Origin of the sequence: Photorhabdus temperata, assembly GCF_025384845.1 — a bacterium.
GTDB classification, from domain to species: Bacteria; Pseudomonadota; Gammaproteobacteria; order Enterobacterales; family Enterobacteriaceae; genus Photorhabdus; species Photorhabdus temperata.
The window spans coordinates 1-23,225 of sequence record NZ_JAJAFX010000076.1 but is presented as its reverse complement, the minus strand read 5'-3'; the positions used below and the strand labels follow the sequence as shown (position 1 = coordinate 23,225).

The 23,225-nt window shown below is 42.4% G+C and carries 16 protein-coding genes; 8 read left to right on the top strand and 8 right to left on the bottom strand.

Features of this window, described 5'->3' with window-relative positions; genetic code table 11:
- Positions 1-4,194: DUF637 domain-containing protein (locus tag LGZ99_RS21480; protein WP_262979570.1), on the bottom strand; the 4,194-nt coding region annotated here is incomplete at its 3' end.
- A gap of 60 nt (positions 4,195-4,254) precedes the next feature.
- Positions 4,255-5,934, bottom strand: a complete 1,680-nt coding sequence (locus LGZ99_RS21475) for a ShlB/FhaC/HecB family hemolysin secretion/activation protein (RefSeq protein WP_036841032.1) — start codon at positions 5,932-5,934, stop codon at positions 4,255-4,257.
- A gap of 302 nt (positions 5,935-6,236) precedes the next feature.
- Between LGZ99_RS21475 and tyrP the strand changes: the two genes are divergently transcribed.
- Positions 6,237-7,442, top strand: coding sequence for a tyrosine transporter TyrP (tyrP, locus tag LGZ99_RS21470; RefSeq protein WP_036841033.1), 1,206 nt, complete (start codon positions 6,237-6,239; stop codon positions 7,440-7,442).
- A gap of 8 nt (positions 7,443-7,450) precedes the next feature.
- On the opposite strand, the gene LGZ99_RS21465 is transcribed toward tyrP, so the two are convergent.
- Positions 7,451-7,648 carry a YfaZ family outer membrane protein gene (locus tag LGZ99_RS21465; protein WP_021325301.1) on the bottom strand — a complete coding sequence of 66 codons (198 nt, stop codon included), beginning with the start codon at positions 7,646-7,648 and terminating at the stop codon, positions 7,451-7,453.
- Between the two features lie 286 nt (positions 7,649-7,934).
- Here LGZ99_RS21465 and LGZ99_RS21460 point away from each other — a divergent pair, with 286 nt between their 5' ends.
- A complete protein-coding gene (locus tag LGZ99_RS21460; RefSeq protein ID WP_023046174.1) occupies positions 7,935-9,383 on the top strand; it encodes a catalase in 1,449 nt (482 codons plus the stop codon).
- Positions 9,384-9,460: 77 nt separating this feature from the next.
- On the opposite strand, the gene menE is transcribed toward LGZ99_RS21460, so the two are convergent.
- The 5 genes from menE to menD are packed head-to-tail and all read right to left on the bottom strand — an operon-like array spanning position 9,461 to position 15,127.
- Positions 9,461-10,861, bottom strand: a complete 1,401-nt coding sequence (menE, locus tag LGZ99_RS21455; RefSeq protein ID WP_021325302.1) for an o-succinylbenzoate--CoA ligase — start codon at positions 10,859-10,861, stop codon at positions 9,461-9,463.
- Positions 10,849-11,820 (bottom strand): o-succinylbenzoate synthase, encoded by a 972-nt coding sequence (menC, locus tag LGZ99_RS21450; RefSeq protein ID WP_021325303.1) that lies wholly within the window; start codon positions 11,818-11,820, stop codon positions 10,849-10,851. The genes menE and menC overlap by 13 nt, the downstream gene beginning before the upstream one ends.
- Positions 11,820-12,677 carry a 1,4-dihydroxy-2-naphthoyl-CoA synthase gene (menB, locus tag LGZ99_RS21445; protein ID WP_262979569.1) on the bottom strand — a complete coding sequence of 286 codons (858 nt, stop codon included), beginning with the start codon at positions 12,675-12,677 and terminating at the stop codon, positions 11,820-11,822. The genes menC and menB overlap by 1 nt, the downstream gene beginning before the upstream one ends.
- Positions 12,678-12,689: 12 nt before the next feature.
- Complete coding sequence (gene menH, locus LGZ99_RS21440) at positions 12,690-13,457, bottom strand: 2-succinyl-6-hydroxy-2,4-cyclohexadiene-1-carboxylate synthase (RefSeq protein ID WP_262979571.1); 768 nt, start codon at positions 13,455-13,457, stop codon at positions 12,690-12,692.
- Positions 13,454-15,127: a 2-succinyl-5-enolpyruvyl-6-hydroxy-3-cyclohexene-1-carboxylic-acid synthase gene (gene menD, locus LGZ99_RS21435; RefSeq protein WP_262979568.1), complete on the bottom strand. Its 1,674-nt coding sequence runs from the start codon at positions 15,125-15,127 to the stop codon at positions 13,454-13,456. The genes menH and menD overlap by 4 nt, the downstream gene beginning before the upstream one ends.
- A 1,224-nt stretch (positions 15,128-16,351) precedes the next feature.
- On the opposite strand from menD, the gene LGZ99_RS21430 reads away from it, so the two are divergent.
- From LGZ99_RS21430 to LGZ99_RS21405, 6 genes are all read left to right on the top strand, one after another.
- On the top strand, positions 16,352-17,578 hold the full coding sequence (locus LGZ99_RS21430; protein WP_031281506.1) for an alpha-xenorhabdolysin family binary toxin subunit A: 1,227 nt from the start codon (positions 16,352-16,354) through the stop codon (positions 17,576-17,578).
- Positions 17,579-17,628: 50 nt separating this feature from the next.
- Positions 17,629-18,690 carry an alpha-xenorhabdolysin family binary toxin subunit B gene (locus LGZ99_RS21425; protein ID WP_036841036.1) on the top strand — a complete coding sequence of 354 codons (1,062 nt, stop codon included), beginning with the start codon at positions 17,629-17,631 and terminating at the stop codon, positions 18,688-18,690.
- Positions 18,691-18,762: 72 nt separating this feature from the next.
- Positions 18,763-18,927 carry a hypothetical protein gene (locus tag LGZ99_RS21420; RefSeq protein ID WP_023046087.1) on the top strand — a complete coding sequence of 55 codons (165 nt, stop codon included), beginning with the start codon at positions 18,763-18,765 and terminating at the stop codon, positions 18,925-18,927.
- Between the two features lie 307 nt (positions 18,928-19,234).
- The gene (locus LGZ99_RS21415) at positions 19,235-19,537 is read left to right on the top strand and encodes a hypothetical protein (protein ID WP_021325310.1); all 303 of its coding nucleotides are present in this window, start codon (positions 19,235-19,237) and stop codon (positions 19,535-19,537) included.
- Positions 19,534-19,890, top strand: a complete 357-nt coding sequence (locus LGZ99_RS21410; protein ID WP_023046088.1) for a hypothetical protein — start codon at positions 19,534-19,536, stop codon at positions 19,888-19,890. The genes LGZ99_RS21415 and LGZ99_RS21410 overlap by 4 nt, the downstream gene beginning before the upstream one ends.
- Before the next feature lie 1,519 nt (positions 19,891-21,409).
- Positions 21,410-22,797 (top strand): IS1182 family transposase gene (locus LGZ99_RS21405; RefSeq protein WP_152552765.1). Its coding sequence is split into 2 segments (ribosomal slippage): positions 21,410-21,962 and positions 21,962-22,797, totalling 1,389 coding nucleotides; the frame shifts between segments, so codons are not numbered across the junction.
- Positions 22,798-23,225 lie beyond the last annotated feature (428 nt).

The window sequence follows — 23,225 nt, the reverse complement described above, 5'->3', positions numbered from 1 at the left end:
CCACTCTTCAGCTTTGATGATGTTATCACCCATCATGATACCAGCCAGTTCCGCAGCCAAAGCCCCTGCCATTGCACCTTTGGCATTTCCCCGGCCAATTTCAGCACTGATGCCTGCCACAACTGCGTGGCTCAACGTTTTGCCCGGTACTCCCAATACCTCGCCCTTGTCACCAATCAATCTGGCACCTTCCGCATGAATCTGGCTGCCAATATTAGATAACAAAGCAGTAGTTAGATTATCTTTAAAACTGCTGCCATTAATCGTAGTATTCAGGCTGGAACTGATAATGGATTGACCAGCTACCCGCTGGACCACTTTGTTCCAGTCACCATTGCTGATTTGGGGTAATTTAGCTTTTGTCGGATCGAGTTTAGTACCATCAGCCAATTTATCCCATCCCATATAGGAATCAAATCCAGCCAATGCGCCACCAATCGCCATTGAGGTGATAGTTGATTTAACGGCATCACTGCTACCCAATGCTTTTAGCGCTTTGGATATATCACCCTGATTGTCCACAATAGCTACGGCAGCCTGTGCAGCCAGTGATGACATCCCCGCAGTTAACGCACCACCCGCAACGCTATTACCCGCATAAGATGCGACAGATGCTGACAGAGAGCTGCCTGCTGTTGCCGCCGCCGCTGCAATAGCAATCACCGCAGAAACCACCGGATTTAAATGCTGGCTCTTGTGATCCCAACTGTTATAAGCATCTTTGACCAAATTCCATTGAACATCTTTACGTTCACTGAGTCCTTTCAGCCAAGCCGTTTCCGGCGTATTACCGAAGATTGATATGGCATTCTGTAATGTCTGACCATTTTTTGCTTTGATATCAACGCTAACACCATTTGCTGCATCTACGGTAAGTTTTCCGCCGATATGAATAGCAGGAAGAATCCACATATCTTTGGTATAACCTTTATCCCTATGTTTGATATAAAAGCCTTTGGAGTTGGTAATGGTCTGTTCGAAAGTGGTATTTTTTACCGCTTTAAAATTGACCTTACCGTGAGTGCTGGTCAGTTTGGCATTTTTATTAGTGGAGATTTTACTGGCTTCATAAGTACTGTCATCCCGGCTTAACAGATTAATATCACCACCAGCGGTAAATTCAGTGACTTTATTAGTGACATCATGACGGGTACGTTTAATGGTTTTCTTCTTGCCATACCATTTACGTTTTGTCTCTGTTTTCTCATAGTGGCTGGATTCCTCCATCGCCTGAGCGTATAGATAGCCACCTTTTGCCGCGACATCCATCGCACCTTTAGTAGCCAGTTTAGTGGCCTGGAAAAGAATGCTACCGTTTGAGATAACGGTCAGTACACCGCCGCTAGTCAATTCAGTGCCTTGCTGAGTCACCGATTCGGTAAATTCCCTATTACCTTCCCGGTAGGTGTGATTCTGCACCGATTCAAAACGCATATTGCCACCGGAGGAGAGCGTGACATCACCATCAGAAGTCAATTTAGTACCCGCGGTAGTGAGGGTACCATTTGCCGCTATTGTCAATTTTTTATCACCACGGACTTGAGCAATAATATGTCGGTCATCTTTGTTGTTATCATTAGCCTTGTTAATTGCAGAATAAGCAAGGGAAGGCAATGTGATATTTCCTCCTGCGGATAATAATGTGTTACCGTTAGCCTGTATCTGAACAGCTTTCCCATGAATATCACCACCGCTCATTATGCTGATATTATTCTTTGCAAAAATTTTGCTGCTGAGTTCTGATGAGTCGCTGGGTATGAGAAGACTCCCCCGATCTCCTAATTCAGCAGAACTCAGATCAATCTGTTTTGCCGCACTTAAATAAATATCTTTTCCGGCTGACATATCTGAGCCTTTAGCATAAAGATTACCCCCGGCGTTAATCGTCAATGATTCTGAGGCATTCAACATGCCTGCTATAGGTAAGCGTTCATTTCTTTTCTTTGATTTTGCAAAAATATAGGTATCTACATGGTTTTCTATCGTAACATCACTGTTGGCTATCAGAGATATATTTTTACTCGGCTGTAAATAGACATTTTGTAAAAGAAGGTTTTTACCGGCGTTGATAGTTAAATTACCGCTAGCACCTAACTTGTTTGATATTGGGTGATCGCCAGTAACAGATTGGCTCCAAAAATAACCGAATTGATCACCATTCTTAAACTGAATGTCGCCATTACGGCTGATTGCAGTGACATCCCTTCCTTTTATATTACTTTTCCAGATATTGATATTATTTACGGCAGCAATAGATAAATTATTTTGTGATGAAAGTATTGAATTCTTGAGGACAATATCGTTCTCAGAAATAATATTTAATTCATCAAAGGCTCTAATTTTATCCTTGAGAGTTATTTGTCCACCATGCAATAAGATATTTTTAGCTGACAATATTTCTGGCAGTTTTTCACTGTCGATTGGGAGATCATTGAATAAACCTAAACCAGAAGGGGATTTATGAGGGTAGTCAGTATCAATATTAATGCTGTCGCTAAAGTCAGCGATAAGATTACCTTTTGCTATGATACTTGCCCGTTCAAGAATAAGGTTGTCTTTTTTTATATCATATTTTACTTCACCTGGCGATAAAATATGATAACTTTTATCATCCCATTGGTGATATATGTTGATTTTTTCAAGGATCTTATTAGAAGAAAGTTTATAGATACCGGAGGGGGTATTAAGTGAATCGGTTATAGATACATAAGTGTCCTTAGGGAAGTATTCAAAGAGATTAAGATACCCTGATGTTTCCTCAGATATTCTGCTTGTATTTAAAAGTTTTTTTCCGGTTAAGAAAATATCTTTTCCGGCTTCAATTTTGCTCAATTCCTGATTTGATAATATATCACTGTTAATATAAATATTTCCACCAGATGTGAGGACACTGGGTTGCATACTTTTTAAATTATGTCCATACTTATATTGTGCTTCGAGAATGTTGAAATTTTTATCTGCCGGGTTGGGTGCTGTTTTTCTTTTTTCAAAATAATAGATACTGCGAGCATTATTCAGCGCATTAGTCCTGACAACCAAATCCCCATTCACGGTTTTTATCGTTGCCGATCTATTCTCGACTAACTGACCTTTATTTCCCTGCGCATCTTTTTGTATCCACATATTATTGTTGGCTTGCAGCAAGGCTTTATCACCGGTATTACGCACGGTGTCACCAAATACCCGCATATCCCGGCCCGCAGTTACATTCCCTTTATTATCCAGTTTGGTACTTGCCAAGGTAATATCCCGTTCTGCCTGTATCTTAATATTGGGAGCAATATGAGTTTCTCTGGCACTGAGGTTGAAATCTGTTTTGGCTTTGGCATTTCCTAATTCAATTTTACCATTAACGTTTAAAGTGATATCACGCTGGTTGCTGGTTAAATCTTTCAAATTAACCCCAACGCCATCTTCAGTAGCAACCAAACGAATTTTATTGGCATACATGCCGCCTAATGCTTTGGTATCAACGGCTAATTGAGGTTTAGCGCCTTCCCCTGTGATTTTTTTCACTGTACCATCGTTAAAATCAATCCGATTAGCGCCCTGTGTAAAGGACAAATTGTTAGCCTGAATTTTTCCATTTAACTCAGTTGCCCGGCTGATAATGTCAATATAATCCGTCGTTTTGCCATCCAGCCCTTTGCCACCAATCATAATCTGACCTTTTTTGACTTCCAATGCTTCCAATGCACCCTGTTTGTCAAACTGAGGTTTCCCGGTAGTCAGTGTTGCGCTGGAGGTGTTAATAAAGCCACAGCCATCACAGGTAATACCGTTAGGGTTGGCAATCATCACATTGGCTTTATTACCTACCACCTCCAGTTTGCCCTGAAGGTCAGACCGCCCGTTACCGGTGACTTCATTAATAATTAATTCGGCTGCTTTACCTTTCAAGTTGCTGTTTGCATTTATCTGCCCAGCTAATTGTGATTTAGCCGCCTGAGTGGCGTTATTGAGTACAGCCCCCTGAGTAGCAACATTAAACTCTTTATAGGTGTTGTGAGATATCCCTGCTCCATTAGGAGTAGCAATATTCACAACCGGGATATTGCCCTGGTTTTGTACCTGAGTATGATTATTATCAGGCGTGATACCAGCGGCTATAACCGGATGAAGGGGATATACTGCGGTCAGATAAATTAAAAGATAACAAGCGCCCCTTGCCATAGGGTTGTTACATCTATCCATCGTTCTATCCTTTCTTAATTTAAGTACAAGGTTATTGGTATAATTTCCTGTGTTACATCGTTACAAAATCAGTGATGCAGACCAGTAAACCACCCAGTTATCCGGTTTCAGATGGTTAGGGTGAATTAGTGGTGTCCCCAAAGTCATAATTTGATTGAATCTGCTATTAGTTAGTGATACGCCGAGCGCAGTGCCAGTGACATTACCGCTATCAACTTGCCCAATTTTTTCCTGTAACCAACCAGTATCCAACGCACCGGTTAAAACAAGTTCCCCCAACACAGGAAATTCTGAAATCCGCCAGTTCAATTCATTACGCCAATATCCGCCGCAATTGCCGGTAAGATATTGTTCCTTAAATCCCCGGACAGAATATTGCCCACCCAGTGATAGGTTTTCACTGGCGTAAAGGTTGTCCGGTGTGGCCTGACCGTAAATGGATGAGAGGTAATAGATGGAATCCGTGATCGGAATAAAATAGCTGGCACTCAGACTGAATTTGCGAAATTGACTCCGTGGCGTATCGGGAAAATTTGGGTCATCTTTTGTGGCACCTAACACAGATAAGCCACGACTCAGTATAGGATTGAAAGTGATATAGCCACCCGCCAATACTGAACTGTAATTAACGCCAAAGTTGATAACACTTAATGTCGGGCTGCTAATAGATAATTTCTTTCCCACCATCACGTTGGTCGTCTGACGGCGCGTCATTCCTACATTCAGTGCCAGTTTCTGCTTACCGTCACGATATAGCGTCCTATCTACCGCCAGCCGATGAGTTTGGCTGTCACCTTCATAGCGATAGGTTTGTGAATCAATCGGAATATCCCGAAAAGAATCATTCCACGCATATTGATAACTAAACAGCCAGTAACCATAAGGAACTGTCACATGGGAAGAGAGGCTCCGGCTCTGGTGGTTATTACGAAAGTCACTATTACGACTAGCTGATAATGACCACTGATCAGCAAAATGTAACGGATTATCCAAACTCACACTGACATTGATTTGCCCAGTGCCCGTACCTTTTTGACCACTGTTATCCGCACCAAAGCTGGTACTGACCGGCACACGATGTGATATTCGTTTCAAAATAACCGCAGAATAACCGGGTTGCTTTCCCGGCTGAATATCAATCGTCATCTGTTGGGAAAGAAGCCGGTTAAGTTGTTCCATCCCCTGTTCAATATCCCGTAGATTCAATGTATTACCGACTATTCCTGGAAAGGCCATTTTCAATGAGAGCGGTGTTTCATCGTCAAGGCTGATTGATTCAACTTTACCTTCGCTCACGGTAATAATGAGGATACCGGTAGATAAATCCTGCGCCCTGAGTCCAGCACGGGAAGTGACATAACCCCGTTCGATATAGGCATTCGATACTTTACGCACCAGCCCATTAATATCCTGCAAGGTTAAACAACGGGATAAATAAGTCTGTGTTAAACCTTCCCGCACTGATCGGGAAAGGCTTTTAACACCGTCAAATTGAATACGGTGAATGGTATGGCAAATAGATTCAACTCCATCAGGCTTGGGCTCTAAAGATGGAGATAAGGTAATGTTATTACGTATAGCATCACGCTGCTGTTGAGCTTGCTGCAACAATGCCTTCTGTTGTTGAGTGATAATCTCCTGATCTGCGGGGCTAATGAACTCTGAAGCATAAGCCTCCCCTGATATAACTAACACAACAGATACAAAAAATCTTCTAAGACAAACAAATATTCTTTCCATTGATAAATTTCATTTTACAATAAGCTAATTGTTAAAAGAATTAATAATGTCTTATCTTACCCGCCTATTCAGACAATAATAATAAATATAACTTTTAAATGTGATCAATAACCTAACTTATTAACACTTAATAGAATCAGTAACTTTTTATACTTAACGAAATACATAATCCAAAATAATACAAACACACACAATGTAATTATTTATTTACATATACTGTAACCTTTATTTGACAGAAATAACTTAATCCTTTAGCCTCCCTTTCTATAACTATTTCAATCAGTTCAGAAGCAGAGGAAAGCGTGAAGAATCGCACTATTGGCAGTATTTTTATCGTCGCCGGGACGACAATTGGTGCAGGGATGCTGGCTATGCCACTGGCTGCGGCCGGTGTTGGTTTTAGGACAACCTTCGTGATGTTAGTCGCTCTTTGGGTTTTGATGAGCTACACCGCTTTATTGCTGGTGGAAGTTTATCAGTACAGCCCAGCAGATACCGGTTTAGGAACCGTGGCAAAACGTTATCTGGGACGTAGTGGTCAATGGCTTACCGGTTTCAGTATGTTATTCCTGATGTATGCCCTGACCACCGCTTATATCAGCGGTGGCGGTGAATTGCTTGCAGGCAGCCTGTCTTCATGGCTGGATAAACCTGTTCCGATCTCATTCGGGATACTGATTTTCACCATTGTCGCAGGTTGTGTTGTCACTATCGGTACTCAATCTGTCGATATGATTAACCGCTTGCTGTTTACTGCAAAAATCATCTTCCTGGTGATTATGTTGGCAGTCATGATGCCTCATATCAAAAACACTAACCTGCTCTCCATGCCCCTGGAGCAAGGTCTGGTATTTTCAGCAATTCCCGTAGTATTCACCTCTTTTGGCTTTCACGGCAGTGTGCCAAGCATCGTGAGTTATATGGGCGGCGATACCCGCAAGTTACGCAAAATATTTGTTATCGGCAGTGCTATCCCATTGACGGCCTATATTCTGTGGCAGTTAGCAACACTGGGAGCGATTTCTTCCCATACTTTTGTCGGCATTCTGGCAGAGCAGGCGGGGCTGAATGGGCTGTTACAGGCAGTGAGAGACGTCGTTGCCACTCCGCGTGTAGAGCTTGCTGTTCGCCTGTTTGCTGACCTGGCGCTGGCAACCTCATTTCTGGGTGTCTCTTTAGGTCTATTTGATTACATGGCGGATCTGTTCAAACGCCGTAACAATGCGACAGGCCGCCTGCAAACAGGGGTGATTACTTTTATTCCACCCTTGCTTTGCGCGTTGTACTATCCAAACTTTGTTATGGCTCTGACTTTCGCCGCTGTAGCACTGTCTATTCTTGCTCTGCTGCTGCCTTCAATGCTGGCATGGCGCAGCCGCCAAATTGAACAAACAGCTTATCGGGTAATAGGCGGAAAACCCGTTTTGGTGCTAGTATTTCTCTGTGGAATCGCAGTTATTGCTATCCAGATTGGTATTGTCAGCGGATTGCTGCCAGAAGTGGGTTAATCCTAAGTTTAAATTGTCCGCATCAGAAATGATGCGGACACACTGCGTGCCCAGTTACCGTTAAAAGATAATCCAGCACCGTTATCACCAATTGCAGCTGAAGTATTGGTGAAATAGCGACCAGCCTGAACATTCACCGAAATCGCATTTGCTGTCCCGGCAATGAACAATAAACCGGTTGCTGCGGCGGCAAGATAAGCCTTCATATATTTCCTCTTTATTTACTTAATGTTAAGCGTCTTACTTAAATAGAACTAAACCTGTAGACAACAAAAGGAAATGAATCATCTATACTTACTAAATATGTGTGAATTTTTCATTTCATTTACTTAATAATTAACTATATAAATAATTTTATATTAAACAGTAAATAAGAAAACAATAAATAACTTATAGAAAAAATACAACATTTGAATTTTAACATTTGACCAGAACTGTTTTTTTTAATCAGCGATTACGCTGTTTTTTTTCATGTAAAACAGGAGAAGTGTGATGAAAAAGAGAGGACTTACAACGAATGCCGGAGCCCCTGTCGTTGACAATAATAATGTCATCACCGCAGGCCAACGTGGTCCTATGTTGTTACAAGATGTTTGGTTCTTAGAAAAACTTGCCCATTTTGACCGTGAAGTTATTCCAGAGCGCCGTATGCACGCCAAAGGCTCTGGAGCTTATGGAACCTTTGTCGTTACTCACGATATCACTAAGTACACCAGCGCTAAGATTTTCTCTGAAATAGGCAAAAAAACAGAAATGTTTGCCCGTTTCTCAACCGTCGCCGGTGAGCGCGGAGCAGCAGATGCGGAACGTGATATTCGTGGTTTTGCGCTTAAGTTCTATACTGAAGAAGGTAACTGGGATTTAGTCGGTAACAATACCCCGATATTCTATCTTCGTGACCCCCTGAAATTCCCAGATCTTAACCATGTGGTTAAACGTGATCCGCATACCAACCTGCGTAATCCTGCCTACAAATGGGATTTCTTCTCTCATCAACCTGAATCACTGCATCAATTAACCATTGACTTCAGTGACCGTGGTATACCGAGATCTTTCCGCCATATGCACGGTTTTGGTAGCCATGCATTCAGCTTTATCAACTCAGATAATGAACGTTTCTGGGTGAAATTCCATTTCCGTTGTCAGCAGGGCATTAAAAATCTGTTGGATGATGAAGTGGAAGCGCTGGTCGGTAAAGATCGCGAAAGTTCTCAACGTGACTTGTTTACCGCAATTGAGCAAGGAGATTATCCACGCTGGAAATTAAAAGTTCAGATTATGCCAGAGAAAGACGTTTCTCAGCTGCCATACAATCCGTTTGATTTGACAAAAGTATGGCCTCATGGCGATTACCCAATGATTGATGTCGGTTATTTTGAGCTGACCCGTAACCCTGAGAACTATTTCTCAGAAGTTGAACAGGCCGCTTTCAACCCTGCTAATGTCGTGCCAGGTATCAGTTTCTCCCCTGATAAGATGTTACAAGGCCGCCTGTTCTCCTATGGTGATGCTCAACGTTATCGCCTTGGCGTTAACCACCATCAAATTCCGGTTAATACACCTCGTTGTCCGTTCCACAATTTCCACCGTGATGGTGCAATGCGCGTGGATGGCAACAGCGGAAACACGGTGACTTATGAACCAAACAACGCCGGGTTGTTCCAAGAACAACCTGAATTCAAACACCCATCATTGTCTTTAGAAGGAGACGCTGACCACTGGAACCACCGTAAAGATGAAGATTATTTCAGTCAGCCCCGCGTACTGTTTAACTTAATCAGCAGTAAAGAGCATCAGCGTATGTTCGACCGTATCGCCAGTGAACTGTCACAAGCACATGAAGAGACTCAACGCCGTCAGGTTGAGCTATTTAGAAAAGTTCACCCAGAATATGGTGCTGGTGTCGAAAGAGCGCTGCAAAAATTAAAGACTGATTGCTAACAACACCGTATCATTCATTATCTCTGCCCATGACTCCATTAGTGATAATGGGCAGTACGAAAACAAATCAAAATAACTCAAGAGCAACCGGGTAAATCCAATACCCATTTTTTGATCTGCTGACGGGAAATTTTAATACCGTCGTTTTTAAATTGCTGAGGTAAGAGATAGTAAGCTGCCGGACGCTGAAAAGCGGCCAGTTTATCAACCAACCATTCAGGTAATAAATCAATAATTTCAGGCGAGTTACTGTCAATGACAACGACAGGGCGATAACCAAATTCAGGATCGGGCACAGGAACAGCAAAACTTTGTTCTACCTGCGGATAGGTATTAATCATTCGTTCAATCTCTTCCGGTTGAATGCCTTCTCCACCGCTGAAAAACTGATTATCCATCCGGCCAAGTATTCGTAATTCACCCTGTTGTATCACTCCCCGATCACGAGTATGAAACCAACCGTCACGATCAACCAACGGTTGTAATTTACCATCCAGCCAATATCCACAGGCAAGGCTGTCAGAACGAATTTGAATCTCCTCCTTGATCAACCGAACTTCCTTGCCCGGTAATGGATTTCCCACGCCAGGCAACTCATCGGCCCGTTTAACGCACACTGTTGAAGCCAGTTCGGTTAAACCATAACTACACCAACAACGAATACCTTGCTGCTCTGCCCTTTGCGTCAATTCAACGGGGATCATCGCCCCACCCAGCAGCACTTCTTTCAAATTCGGTGGCCGATTTTGCGACTGCTCCAGTAACCGCCAGAGTTGAGTCGGAACCAATGAAGCGTGAGTACAATCGGCTAAAGCATGCTCCAATGGATTGATATTTTTCAATACCAGAGAAGCCCCTTTCATTAACCAACGCCAGATAATCCCCTGACCAGAGACATGAAACAACGGCAATGAGAGCAACCAGCTATCTTGCTGCTGAAAATTCATCACAGAAAGGACATCCCGTGCACTGGAAAGATGCGCATGAATTGAGTGAACGGCAGCTTTAGGTAACCCGGAAGAGCCGGAAGTTAAAATCATACTGGCTGGACGCATTGCGTCCCACGCTGCTGAGTTATCATCAAAATTCAGTGGTTCACTTTGCCAATCAAGGGATCTGGCATCTATAACCGGCAAATTATCACCACAGAAATCAGCAACAAAATCAATATTCAGATGAGGCAGTAATTCAGACAGAAGGACTTCAGGCAACTGAGGATTCAGTGGCAACACCCGCGCACCACACTGTAGTGCTGCGAGATAACCCAGCAACATCTGTTCGCTATTTTTCCCCCGTAGCATTACGCCACTTCCTTCAATTACCCCTTGTTGGCGGAAATTTGCCGCGATCGCATCCAAAGCAGCAACCAACTGACGCCAGTTTAAAACGCGATCACACAACCGAATGGCAATATTTTCGGGGCTAAAAGATGCCCAGTAACGCCACGGCCACTGGGTAAATGGATTTAACTGCGCCATGCGATTTCTAATTCATCCAATCCGGTCACTGGAATCGTACTATCCGGCCAGCAACGCACTAACTGAGACTGAATAAGTTCCAGCGTATCCAACCCTGGAATGGTAGCAGGCGTCAGCCAATGAGCAATGCGGGCAAGTTGAGTCAAACCAAAACTGGTTTCAATACTGGAGCTGATCACCGTTTCCAGCCCGGCATTGCGCGCTGTTGAAATCAACTGACGACAACGGGCAAGGCTTCCTGTCAAGGTGGGTTTGATGACAATAGCAGCAACACCTTCCTGGGCCTCCACGTTGAAACCTTCATCACGGAGACTCTCATCCCAGGCAATGGCGATCCCAGTATCACAGGCAAAAGCGAGAGATTCTGCCGGGGTTTGACAAGGCTCTTCCAAAAAGGCAATCCGGTGGCGGTAATCAGGATCGACATATTTAGCAAAACCGTCCGCTTTAGCACGGCTCCAACTACGGTTAGCATCCAGTCGCAAAGATAAATCCGGTACCGCTTCCAGCAAAACATTCACCACCATACCGTCACGCACCGCTTCATACAGCCCGACTTTCACTTTAGCAACCTTCTGCCCACTCATTTCACTGAGACGAACAATCAGTTCATCAGGATCACCGTTACACAGTGGCGCTTTCCGGTAATCAGCTTCTTCCGGCAATTCACCCTGTAATTCAGCTAATGCGCAGCTAATCCCAAATGCGACAGAAGGCAGTTCACTTTCGCCCGGTTCAGCACCAAGACGCCACTGTTTAAGCCATTCCACCGTAGCTTCCCGCGCCTGCTCAACAGTTTCTTTGCTGAATTCCGGCAGAGGTGAAATCTCGCCCCATCCCTGTTGACCATTTTCCTGCAAGTGGACCAGCAAGCCATCACGGGTTTTAAGCCGCTGATATCGCAAGATAACGCCTGCCTCCATCGGCAGCCTGAACCGGTATAAAGTTGCAGTACGCATTATGGGTTACGTTTAAATTTGCTGAAATCAGGTTGGCGTTTCTCATTAAAGGCATTACGCCCTTCCTGGCCTTCTTCTGTCATGTAGAAAAGCATAGTGGCGTTACCGGCCAGCTCCTGCAATCCAGCCTGGCCGTCACAGTCAGCATTCAGAGCAGCTTTTAGACAACGCAAGGCTATTGGGCTATTTTCCAGCATTTCACGGCACCAGCGGACCGTCTCTTTTTCCAGATCTGCATAAGGTACAACGGTGTTAACCAGCCCCATATCCAGTGCTTGTTTCGCATCATATTGACGACACAGGAACCAGATTTCGCGGGCTTTTTTCTGACCGACAACCCGAGCCATATAAGATGCCCCCCAACCGCCGTCAAAAGAACCAACTTTAGGCCCAGTCTGGCCAAAAATAGCGTTATCAGCAGCGATAGTCAGATCACATACCAAATGCAATACATGACCGCCCCCAATCGCATATCCGGACACCATAGCAACGACGGGTTTTGGACAAGTACGGATCTGACGCTGGAAATCCAGCACATTCAGGTGATGGGTGCCTCTGGCATCTTGATAACCACCGTAATCACCCCGAACTTTTTGATCGCCACCAGCACAAAAAGCTTTTTCCCCCATACCGGTCAGGATAATCACACCGATAGTGTCATCATAACGGGCATCATCCAGCGCTTGTATCATCTCTTGAACAGTCAATGGACGGAACGCATTACGTACTTGCGGGCGATTGATGGTGATTTTAGCCATGCCATCGGTGGATTTGTGATAAAGAATATCTTCAAATTCATCAGAGCAGTTCTGCCATTCAATCGGGGCATACAGCTCTTCTTCGCTCGGGTAAATCATATTCGTATTCCTTCAATCAAAAAGTGATAAAAAATGGTTTACTACCGCAGCAAACGCCGCCGCGTTCAATCGGTGAGCATTATGCCCAACATGCGCAATGGTTTGCAGCGGTAAAGCGCAGTACTTTGCCAATTGCTGAAATTTCTCGTCTTTTTCGCCACACAGATAAGCAAAAGGCAACGCCAGTTGTTGCAGTTCCGGCACCAACCAGGGTTGGTATCCAAGCGAAGTATTTTCCAGCATATCAGCCACACCACCGCCATGATTATGACTGCGCATTTTAATCAGCTGCCGGCGCTGTTCAGGTAATAGATCAGAAAAAACCGCCTGCTGATACCAATCGGACAAAACCTGTTCAATCGGCTGAGAACGAAAACGTCTGGCCCAGCGCCTATCATGTTCAAGACGGGCATCCCTTTCCTGTTGGGAAAACAAACCAGGGCTTCCTCCTTCAACCAGCAACCCACACAATCCCTGAATATCACCATAACAGACATGATTCATGGCAACGCGGCCCCCTAACGAGTAGCCAATCAGCCAGTATTTATCAATTTGCTGTTCTGTTAACGTTTCAGACAGCAGACGACTCATATCGGTGAAATCTGTTACCTGAATATCCCTGGAATCACCATGACCAGGCAGATCGATTACCAATGAGGGATAATGAGCGCACAGATTCACTAATGGCAACCATTCATCGCCACTACCCAATAATCCATGCAACCAAACCAGCCAGGGACGGTCATTGTGACTGTTGAACTTACGATAAGCCAGACTCACAACATAGCCACCTGTTTTAAAAGCTGTTGCAAACACTCAGCTCCTTCTCTATCTGGCACTTTCAGTTCAATCAGCGTGGTTTCATTTTGTTGCCATGCCTGCTCAGTACATTGTCGTAATCCAGCCCAGCTTTGTGGACAGGCATAATTCAAACCAAACATCGCCGCCGCATGATCAAAATTAACGTGCTGAGGCATACAGTAAAAACGTTGCCTTTCTTCTTCTGGCGTAGGCAGTAAAGAGAAAATTTGTCCGCCATTATTATTTACCACAATTAATACGGTTGACGCGGAAGGATGACGCAACAATGCCAAGCCATTCAGATCATAAAGTGTAGATAAATCACCGATAATCGCCAGAGTTGGCTTTGCCGTTGCCCGTTGCACGCCTGCCGCAGTGGAAATCAATCCATCAATACCGCTTGCCCCCCGGTTACTGTAGACCGGATACCCTGCCGGTAATTGCCCAAGTGCATCAATCAAACGAACAATCAGGCTGTTACCCACAAATAACTGTCCATATTCAGGCAATAATTCATGTAATTGATAAGCTACGGCAGCTTCACTGAACTTCCCTGCTAATTCTGTTCTGACGCAGTTAACTGCTTTCTCTGACCAGATTATGAGCTCTTCTGCCCACGATGTACGCAATTGTGCCGGATGAGCCAGTAACCAGTCAGCAATATTACAGGTTAATTTTCTGCCACGATGATTGGCGGGATCAAGCCGGCCAGGAATGGGATCAATAATCCAAAATTCCTCCGGCTGGCATTTAGCCTGCCACTGTAACAGACGTTTTCCCATCAGACTGGAACCAAACTGGACCACCAGTTGCGCTTGCGCCAAAATTGCCTGTGCGTGAGGATTATCCAACCATAAATCGGCACAAGGCAATGGTTGCCCGGTTTGTGAAAGCGCATTGCCAATCAGCGGCCAGCCTAATGCTTTTGCCCATTCGGCAACATAAATCCCCTCTTCAGCACTTATTCGCCCAGCCAGTACAACCCCTTGTTTCTGTTGCCAATAGCGCCAATCCGGCACTTCTGCCACCGTACAGATCGTCGGCTGACTTAACCAAGGCTCATTACTTTTCCACCAGTTGCCTAACTGTTGCTGCCACTCATAATAAGAAGGCTCTTCATTACCATATAACGGCTCCGCGAATGGGCAATTAATGTGCAAGGCCCCGTGTTGCAAGTTCGCCATACCATTATCTATGACAGAAACCAGCCAGCTTGCAGCGATATCGTCTGTTGGTCTTGGCAAAGAAATTGTCTGAGATGGATGAGAAGCAAAAATACCCTGCTGATGAATAGCTTGATTCGCACCGCAATCTATCAATTCTGGTGGCCGATCGGCAGTCAGGAAAACCACGCGTTCACCCGTTAAGCCAGCTTCAATCAATGAAGGATAGAGGTTTGCCACCGCCGTCCCAGAAGTGACGATAACCGCGACCGGCTTTTTACTTGCTTTGGCTAATCCCAATGCCAGATGGCCTAACCCGCGTTCATCAAAATGGGTATGACAAATCAGTTTGTTATTTTCCGCCGCGGCCATTGTTAAAGGCGTGGAACGTGAACCTGGCGCAATGCAAACATGACGCAATCCGTGGCGGGTAAGTGCTTCCAATAAAAGTTCCGCCCAGCGGCGGTTAAATGCGCTGTTTGACATATTTTACTCAAAAAAACATTGATAAAAGCTCGCTGTCAGCCTAACGACACGGATAATTTTTTCTTTATCCTAGTTCAATGAATTGCCATTTAATCGAAGACTTGTTTTCGCTGACTACAGAGCTTTATCTGACAACTTGCGGCCATAAACTGTTCAACAGATAAAGACTCACCCAACGTTAATTGAATCTTACGCTATCACTACCTTCTCCAACCTTGCCCCAAAAGACATGATAAAAAGTAGGATTATACGGCGCATTAATAATAATTAAAGCCCTGATTATTTGTATAGTTATATGTGTTCAATTCCGTTAGCAACGAAGGCTCTCTCCAATGCTGAAACAGGATAAATCAGACGTTTTGCTCTTCCGATAGCGAATATTAAGTTCATTAATATGATCAATTTGCACTATGTAATTTGCAACAAGGCAACTCTTTCACTTACTACTAAAAATTTACTAAATAAAGACCGTTATTATAAGCCAGGAAATAAAAAACCTTTATTTTCCGAATAAAATCCTTTCTCTAAAAAATATATCTTATTTGCACAATAGTAAAATAGAATTATAAAAACATCCCCCTTATTCATTAACTCCGGCTATTATATGAACAATTAAGACTTTAGTTAAAATAGGGATCTGAATCTTTATTCCATGACACAAGATAAGTAGGGTGCAATCTTACCCACTTTTTAAGCATGCCATAAACGGTAAATCAAAAAACATCCAGCTTATTCTTTATAAAAAAACCGTATTACCTGCCTTTTAAATCAAAAGGAAAGAGATTATATAATCATTACATAACAACACAAATGTAATTATTTGTTTTAAAATACATTTTCATATAAATAGTATTTAAATATTTCATATTTTTCATGCTAACATCAAGAAATAACATAAAAACACAGAACAAATAAACAAGAAAACCAAAGTATTATTTTCAAACTTAACTATCAACCATACAAAAATCAACAATATTTAATTCCATAAATATCACATTTATATATTAAAAACACCTAATTTCAATTCCGATAAAAATGAAGGAAAATGTTTAATTAAAATTATGGATTAAACTGTTTTTTCAACAAACAATCACGCTAATCAATGTATTTTTAATTAAGATTACTCAATAAAAAATACAACGCAAATTCAACAGCATCGGTATTATGACATCCGGTTGTGCCTTGATGTATTTAATAATTCTTTCAATGAAGCAATAACCACTAATGGAGAAATATATGTTATTAGCTCAACTTCCAGCGGAAAAAACACTGAACGAAACAGATATTCCCTCGGCTACCTTGCAATTACTGACAGGTAAACAAGCAGGTGTTGCCCGCCCCGGCGGAATATTTACCAAAGAAGACCTTATTAATATCAAATTGTATGTTAAGAAAGGTCTTTCACTGCCTTTTAATCTGGAGGAAGTGAAAAACTATCTAGGCTACCAAAAGGTCGATATTCCTGGACTGGAACCAGAAGATATTCATACTTTATTTGAAGAAATCCGCATTCACTCACTTAGCTGGAGCGGAGTGGAAAACGATATTATGCAACAGAGTATCGATCTGGAAATTGTCGGTAAACAAATTACCGAGACCGGAGGGAATATCATCAGCATCATTAATGAGATGCCAATTATTGAACGCATAAAGAAAAAACTGGGAGAGTTATCGGATAGACAATTAGCCAGTATCACCTACACCAATGAAGATAAAGAGGTGTCGCACGCACTGGAAGAAATCCTGGATAACATGAAGAACGATATTCAAAAACAGCAGCAGAAAACCGAAAAGGTCAGAACCAAAGTATCTGATTTCAAGCTAAAACTGATCGGCGGCAGACTCTCAAATGGCGGCATTGCATTTGGTTTACAGCCACAAGTAGAAAATAAGAAAAAGCTGATGAAAGACAATAAGATGTCAGTTGGCATCAAAGATCTCGATGAAAAAATTATCGAGAAAAAAGAAGAAATCACTCAACTTAAGAAAGACTACGACAAATTCGTGGGCTTGGCTTTCTCCGGTATCGCTGCGGGGCTTATTGGCCTTGCTATTACAGGTGGTATTTTTGGTGCTAAGGCAGAAGACGTACGTAAACGGAAAAACGCATTGATCGAAGAAGTGCGCGGCCTGGAAGAAAGCATCAAAGGTAAACGTGCATTGCAAGAATCTATGGCCAGCTTGTCTATTGATTTTAGCGACATCGATACCCGTTTGCTGGACGCAGAAGTCGCACTGAACCACCTAGATTACATGTGGCAATCCATGCTAACTCAGATCAATGCCTCCAGGGATAAATTCGCCGAAATTAACAACGCGCTGAAACTGACCTCTTTTATCACTAAATTCCAGCAAGTGATAAGCCCTTGGAAAGAGGTAGAAGGTTCCGCTAAACAATTGGTCAAGGTTTTCGATGAGGCGTTGAAAGAGTACAAACAGCGCTATAACTAATCACAACTCTCCCCTGTATTACATAGGAAATAGAAAAAAGGAGCATTAAAATGACTGAAATTATCACTTTTCCACAAAACTCTGCTACTTATCCAGAAATTAACATCAAGGCCTTGAATCAAGCGGTGAAAAATATCTGGCGTCTGGTGCAGCAGCAAACTTCAGGCATTGAAATAATCCAGGAAAAAACACTACGGGTCGGCATATACAGCCGTGATCTTGACGAAACGGTACGTATCTCTGTGCCTCACCTGCAAACTATCCTGCGGCAGCTCCCTCCTCAAGAATACTTTCAGACCATCGTCGAAATTGATGCAGAGCTGGAAAATCCTGAGCTGGACGATGAAACCCGGGATACGCTGTTAGAAGCACGTTCAGAGCAGATCCGCAGCCTGAATAAAGATGTCAAAAACGTTATTCTCAACTTACACAATGAAGCTAACCAGTTGGCCAACAAAATTGCCGATGTGCGTAACGTTGTGATTTCAGAACGTCTGGGAGGAGTCCTGGAAGAAGAACAAGCACGAAAATTAGAACTGCAAGCTGATATTACCCAGAAAGAGCAGAGAAAAACCAAACTGGCAGAAGACCGCGACAAAATCATCGCAAGCCAGGATGTGATTCGCCAATACAATCTGGCTGATATGTTCAAGGACTACATTCCCAATGCCAGCGAAGTGGACAAATTGGACATAAGCAACCCGAAAAAAGAGGCCATCAAGCAGGCACTTAAGCAGGGAATTGAAATCGCCAAAAAGATTCTCGACAATATTTCTAAAGGGCTGAAATATATAGAATTAGCCGATGCTAGATCCAAACTGGATGAGGAAATCACTCGGTTGAATAAGGTGTCCGATAACCTGAAAAACCAGTTGAAAGAGACAGAAAAACGCATTACCGGTATCGGCGCTGCACAGCAAATCGAGACAGAGCGCACCACACTACTGAACCAGGCAACAACACTGGAACAAGTATGGAGTCTATTTGCTAATCAATTACAGGAGACAATAGACAATAAAACCGGCCAGCAAGATCTGACCAAATTCATACATAAACAGTTGAACTTCCTTAATAATCTGGAGTCGCAATACAGCGCGCTCCTATTGAGCTAAACACAACTGCCCCCGGGCTTTCACCAGGTAATACAAAGCATAAGCATAATAAGTTAATGAAACTTGTGTGAAGTGCAGTTCAGGGGGAAGAAAGCGTTATCAACAACTCATAATAACCCGGTAAGGGCAACCTTACCGGGTCAGGTTATTGACCAATCTAGCGATCTGTTCGCCACAACACTATTCACCGGATTGGATTTGCAAGTGCAGAAAGATGAGCAGGAAAATAAAAATTAATTAGTCGAGAACAAATCGGCGACCATCAAAACCCATCGTGGCGCGGGAACAGGTTCCCAACAGACGCCGGATAGATTTAAGCGAGCCCACCATACATCAAAATCGGTGTCGCAAAAAAAGGGGAACATAGATTTGTTGGTTAGCCATATCATTTTGTATATACAAAATGATAAACAGCTAGTGCATTTTATCTGTTTGTAATACAAAATCGCTTTGATTTTATGTGAGTCACATTGAGTTGTTTAGATCTAGTTTGTGGTGTAATCTGTATATACAAATTAACCATGAGTTAAAGACACCGAAACACATGAAGCTCTTGATATCATCAAAAATCAGGTTGAAGTTAGCAGGTAAAATCCCTCCGGTTAATGAAGAGGATGTACTCCAGTGTTTTTGTAATCGGGTCGGGCGTTTTCTTGAGGACACAAGAGAAGACAACAAAACTGACCCGCCAACTAAGTGGTTTATATCTGAAACTGATTATGGTGTTAAGTTAAAGATAGTCTTTATCTATTACCCAGAAAAAGGGGTTGCTATAAGGACAGCTTACTCACCTAATGAAGATGAATTGAGAATTTACGAAAAATACGGTCTAGGAACAGAAAAATGAGCAAACAAACTGATAAGCGAACAAATAACCTGATAGCTTCCACTGATGAAGCATGGGATAACCGTGAGCTCGGTTGCAGTGAGGCTCACGTTAAAGTATCTGATGATATGACAGAAGATTTGATTAATGAAGCGTTGGAGTTACAGCTAATATCAATCAGATTAAATAAGTCTCTGATAGAAGACTTGAAAATGATAGCTGACCTTAATAGCTTAGGTTATCAACCACTAATCAGACAAGTTTTAAATCGCTTTGCTAATTGTGAAAAAAAGCGAATTCTTACTGAAACTCACAGCAATGCAATGAAAAGTAAAAAAAGAAAATTAGTCAATAAGCGCAACAAAGCTGCTTAACTACATAGCACATAAATGTTTAAGCCTCTTTAGGGCTTTAATGAAAAGATGGTCACCCGATAAGCGGTACGCTAACAGGGTGACCATAGATTCTTTCATTTTTAGGTGATCGGCAAGCTGTTTTCTTTTTCAGTGATTAGCTCGCTAAGGGTAAAAAAAACAGGCATCTATTAACGCCAGATTTTTAAAAGGTACAGAGTGACTAAAAACGGCTTATTCCCTGTCATGTTTAATGTATTCACCGACGATATTATCTTCGGCTTATTTTACATTTACCTAACCTGCCATGACCATTCAAAAGCACAAAAACAGAGATATTAAAGCTTTTATATAAAAGACAGATTTAACTATAAGTGCAGTATTTAAAAAGACGTTAATCAAACTTAATCAAAACCCATTAACCATTAACAAAAAATTGAAAATAAATCAGAAAATAATAATATTTCCCGAAAAAAACAAAGGGGCATATTTATACCATCAAGCTATTTACTAATTTATTTATAAAGATAAAAAAAGAGGGTAACATTATAAAAACTGTTCAAAATTGCCAGTAAAACAGCATTAAAAAAGATAAAAAGCGAGTATGGTTAATATTGATTAAAACGTAAAACACAATATACCATGATGATTAAAATTAATATAAATCAGGCAGTAAGAGTAGTAAAAACAACGATTAAAACTTTATTATACCTATTAAAATCAGAGGTTAAAAAATAGCTTTTAATAACAATTTAAAACCTACTCATCATAAAACCATCAGTGAAAAATGAGAAAAAGAATTGGCTTTATTAATGCTTATATACCCAGTAAAAAAGGCAAATAAGAATATAAAGTAAGTTAACAAGACAATATATTTAAAAAACCAACCGATTTTAATAACATTTTAAACTAGAGATTAAACCTTTTTATCAACCAGTTAAATAATCGTTTATAAAAAAATCAGAATAACAAAATCCGCAAATAAATGATTTAATCAAATACGAACTGGATTACTTTTATCATTATTATGTTGCATTTATTATGCAACACCGCGACACATTAAACACGCCTATTTAAACTTGTTTTTCACCATTTAATCCTAGCCAATAACATTGCTTTTCTACAGCTTAAATTAAATCACACCTCTTTTTATACCTTTAATGTGATTAAACGCTAAAATAAATTCATATCGTTATTTTTTCAAGCTATTTTCGCATTCTATTAACGTTTAAATATCCATTTAATTATTATAACCTTCCTGGCTGATTAATCTCCCTGTAATAAAACATTATTAAATAAATTTACTGATTTATTTAAACATCATTTAAATAGACATGGATAAATGGTTTTAAGAGAAAGTCTAAAATCATATGACGAGACTATTTTAATAAATAAAAGATTTTATTTTTATAACCCAAATCTTTTCAAAACAAACCCGGTAAGGACAACCTTACCGGGTTTGGATTATTGACAAAGTGCTGGTTTTTTATCCGGCGCTTTGCTTTAATTAAGTTCCGTTCACCCGACGGAGATTGCCGCCATGTTAAGAACTCCTCCTCCCCAAACTTTTCCGCCAGAAACCCTCTCACTTGACGAACTGGTGCCCAAAAATCATCTGGTCCGTCAAGTGGATGCCGCCATTGATTTTGAATTCATCCGCGAATTAGTCGCGCCTTTGTATTGCCACAATAATGGTCGGCCTGCCATTGATCCGGTCATGCTGATTAAAATGATGTTGCTCGGCTACTTGTTTGGCATCCCCAGCGAACGCCGCCTGACCCAGGAAATCCAGGTCAATGTGGCTTACCGCTGGTTCCTCCGCCTCGGCTTAACCGAGAAAGTGCCTGATGCTTCGACCCTGAGCCAAAACCGTCGCCGCCGTTTCAATCACAGCGAAGTCTTCCAGCAGATTTTTGATAATATTGTTGAGCAGGCCATCGCCAGAGGGTTGGTGGGGGGACGGGTACTCTATACTGACAACACCCACCTGAAAGCCAGTGCCAATCCGCATAAATCAAAGAACGAACTGCGTTCTGTGCCCCCCAGTGCCTATCTCGAGGCATTGGAAAAGGCCGTCAATGAAGACCGGGCTACGTCGGGAAAAAAAGCCTAAAGCCAGCCATGAAGGAGCGGCAGAGAAAGACGAAGGTCAGTATCACTGATCCGGAAAGCGGATTTATGCACCGAACCAATAAACCCAGGGGGTTCTTTTATCTTGACCATCGTAGCGTGGATGGGAAAGTCGGCATCATCACCGATACCTACGCCACACCGGGCAATGTCCACGACAGCCAGCCTTTTATTGGACGCCTGGCGCGTCAGCTCAAGCGATTCTCCCTGGCTCCCCTCGCGGTTGGGCTGGATGCGGGCTATTTTACGGCCCCGGTTTGTTACTTAACGGAACAGTTAGGTGTCATGCCGATAATCGGTTACCGCCGTCCGAATAAGGGGCCGAACGTCTTCCAGAAGAAACATTTTACCTATGATAAGCAGGAGGACTGCTATGTGTGCCCTCAGGGCGAAAAGTTGATTTATAAAACGACCAGCCGAGAGGGATACCGGCATTATCAGGCTGCGGCGGCTATCTGCCAGTATTGCCCGAAACGCGCGTCCTGTATGCAGGCCAAAGGAGGCAAAAAGATGACCCGTCATGTCTTGGAGGAGAGTAAGGAGCAGGCCAGGGAAAACCGGCTAACGGAGTGGGGCAAAAAGACCTACAAGCGGCGAAAGGAGACAATAGAACGCAGTTTTGCGGATGCGAAGCAGCATCATGGGCATCGTTATGCCCGTTTCCGTGGGTTACTGAAAGTTCAGATACAGTGTCTGCTGGCGGCAACAGCCCAAAATATCAAGAAGATAGCGTTGCTGGTCGCGATGCTTTGTTGTTTTTATCTCTGGAGAGCGAACATTTCATTGCAGGAGAAGTGAAAATAACGCCTTGTCGGGCGATTAGACCGGCTTAATAAGGAAAATGGATGGCATTATGATTCATAATGAAAAGAACAAACCCCGTTATTTTCAACGAGGTTTGTCAGCGGTTTGACCCGGTAAGGATAACCTTACCGGGTCAAATACGGTCCAGGAACAGAAAAGATAGCTTCCACTGATGAAGCATGGGGCAACCGTGAGCTCGGTCGCAGTGAATTCTTAAGCAAAAATGTTTTTTCAATATCATAAAAAATACAGAGTTAAATTTCTATGGTGATTAATGCAAGGTCTATAAACCGAGCAAGATAAATTTATTTAATAAAATTTTAGTTATTTAGCTCATTAAGACTGGTTTTCAGCGAGATTACTGGCATTTTTTGTGATAAAAATCACATTTCATTAAATTGATTGGGTGTTAATTCTCCTCA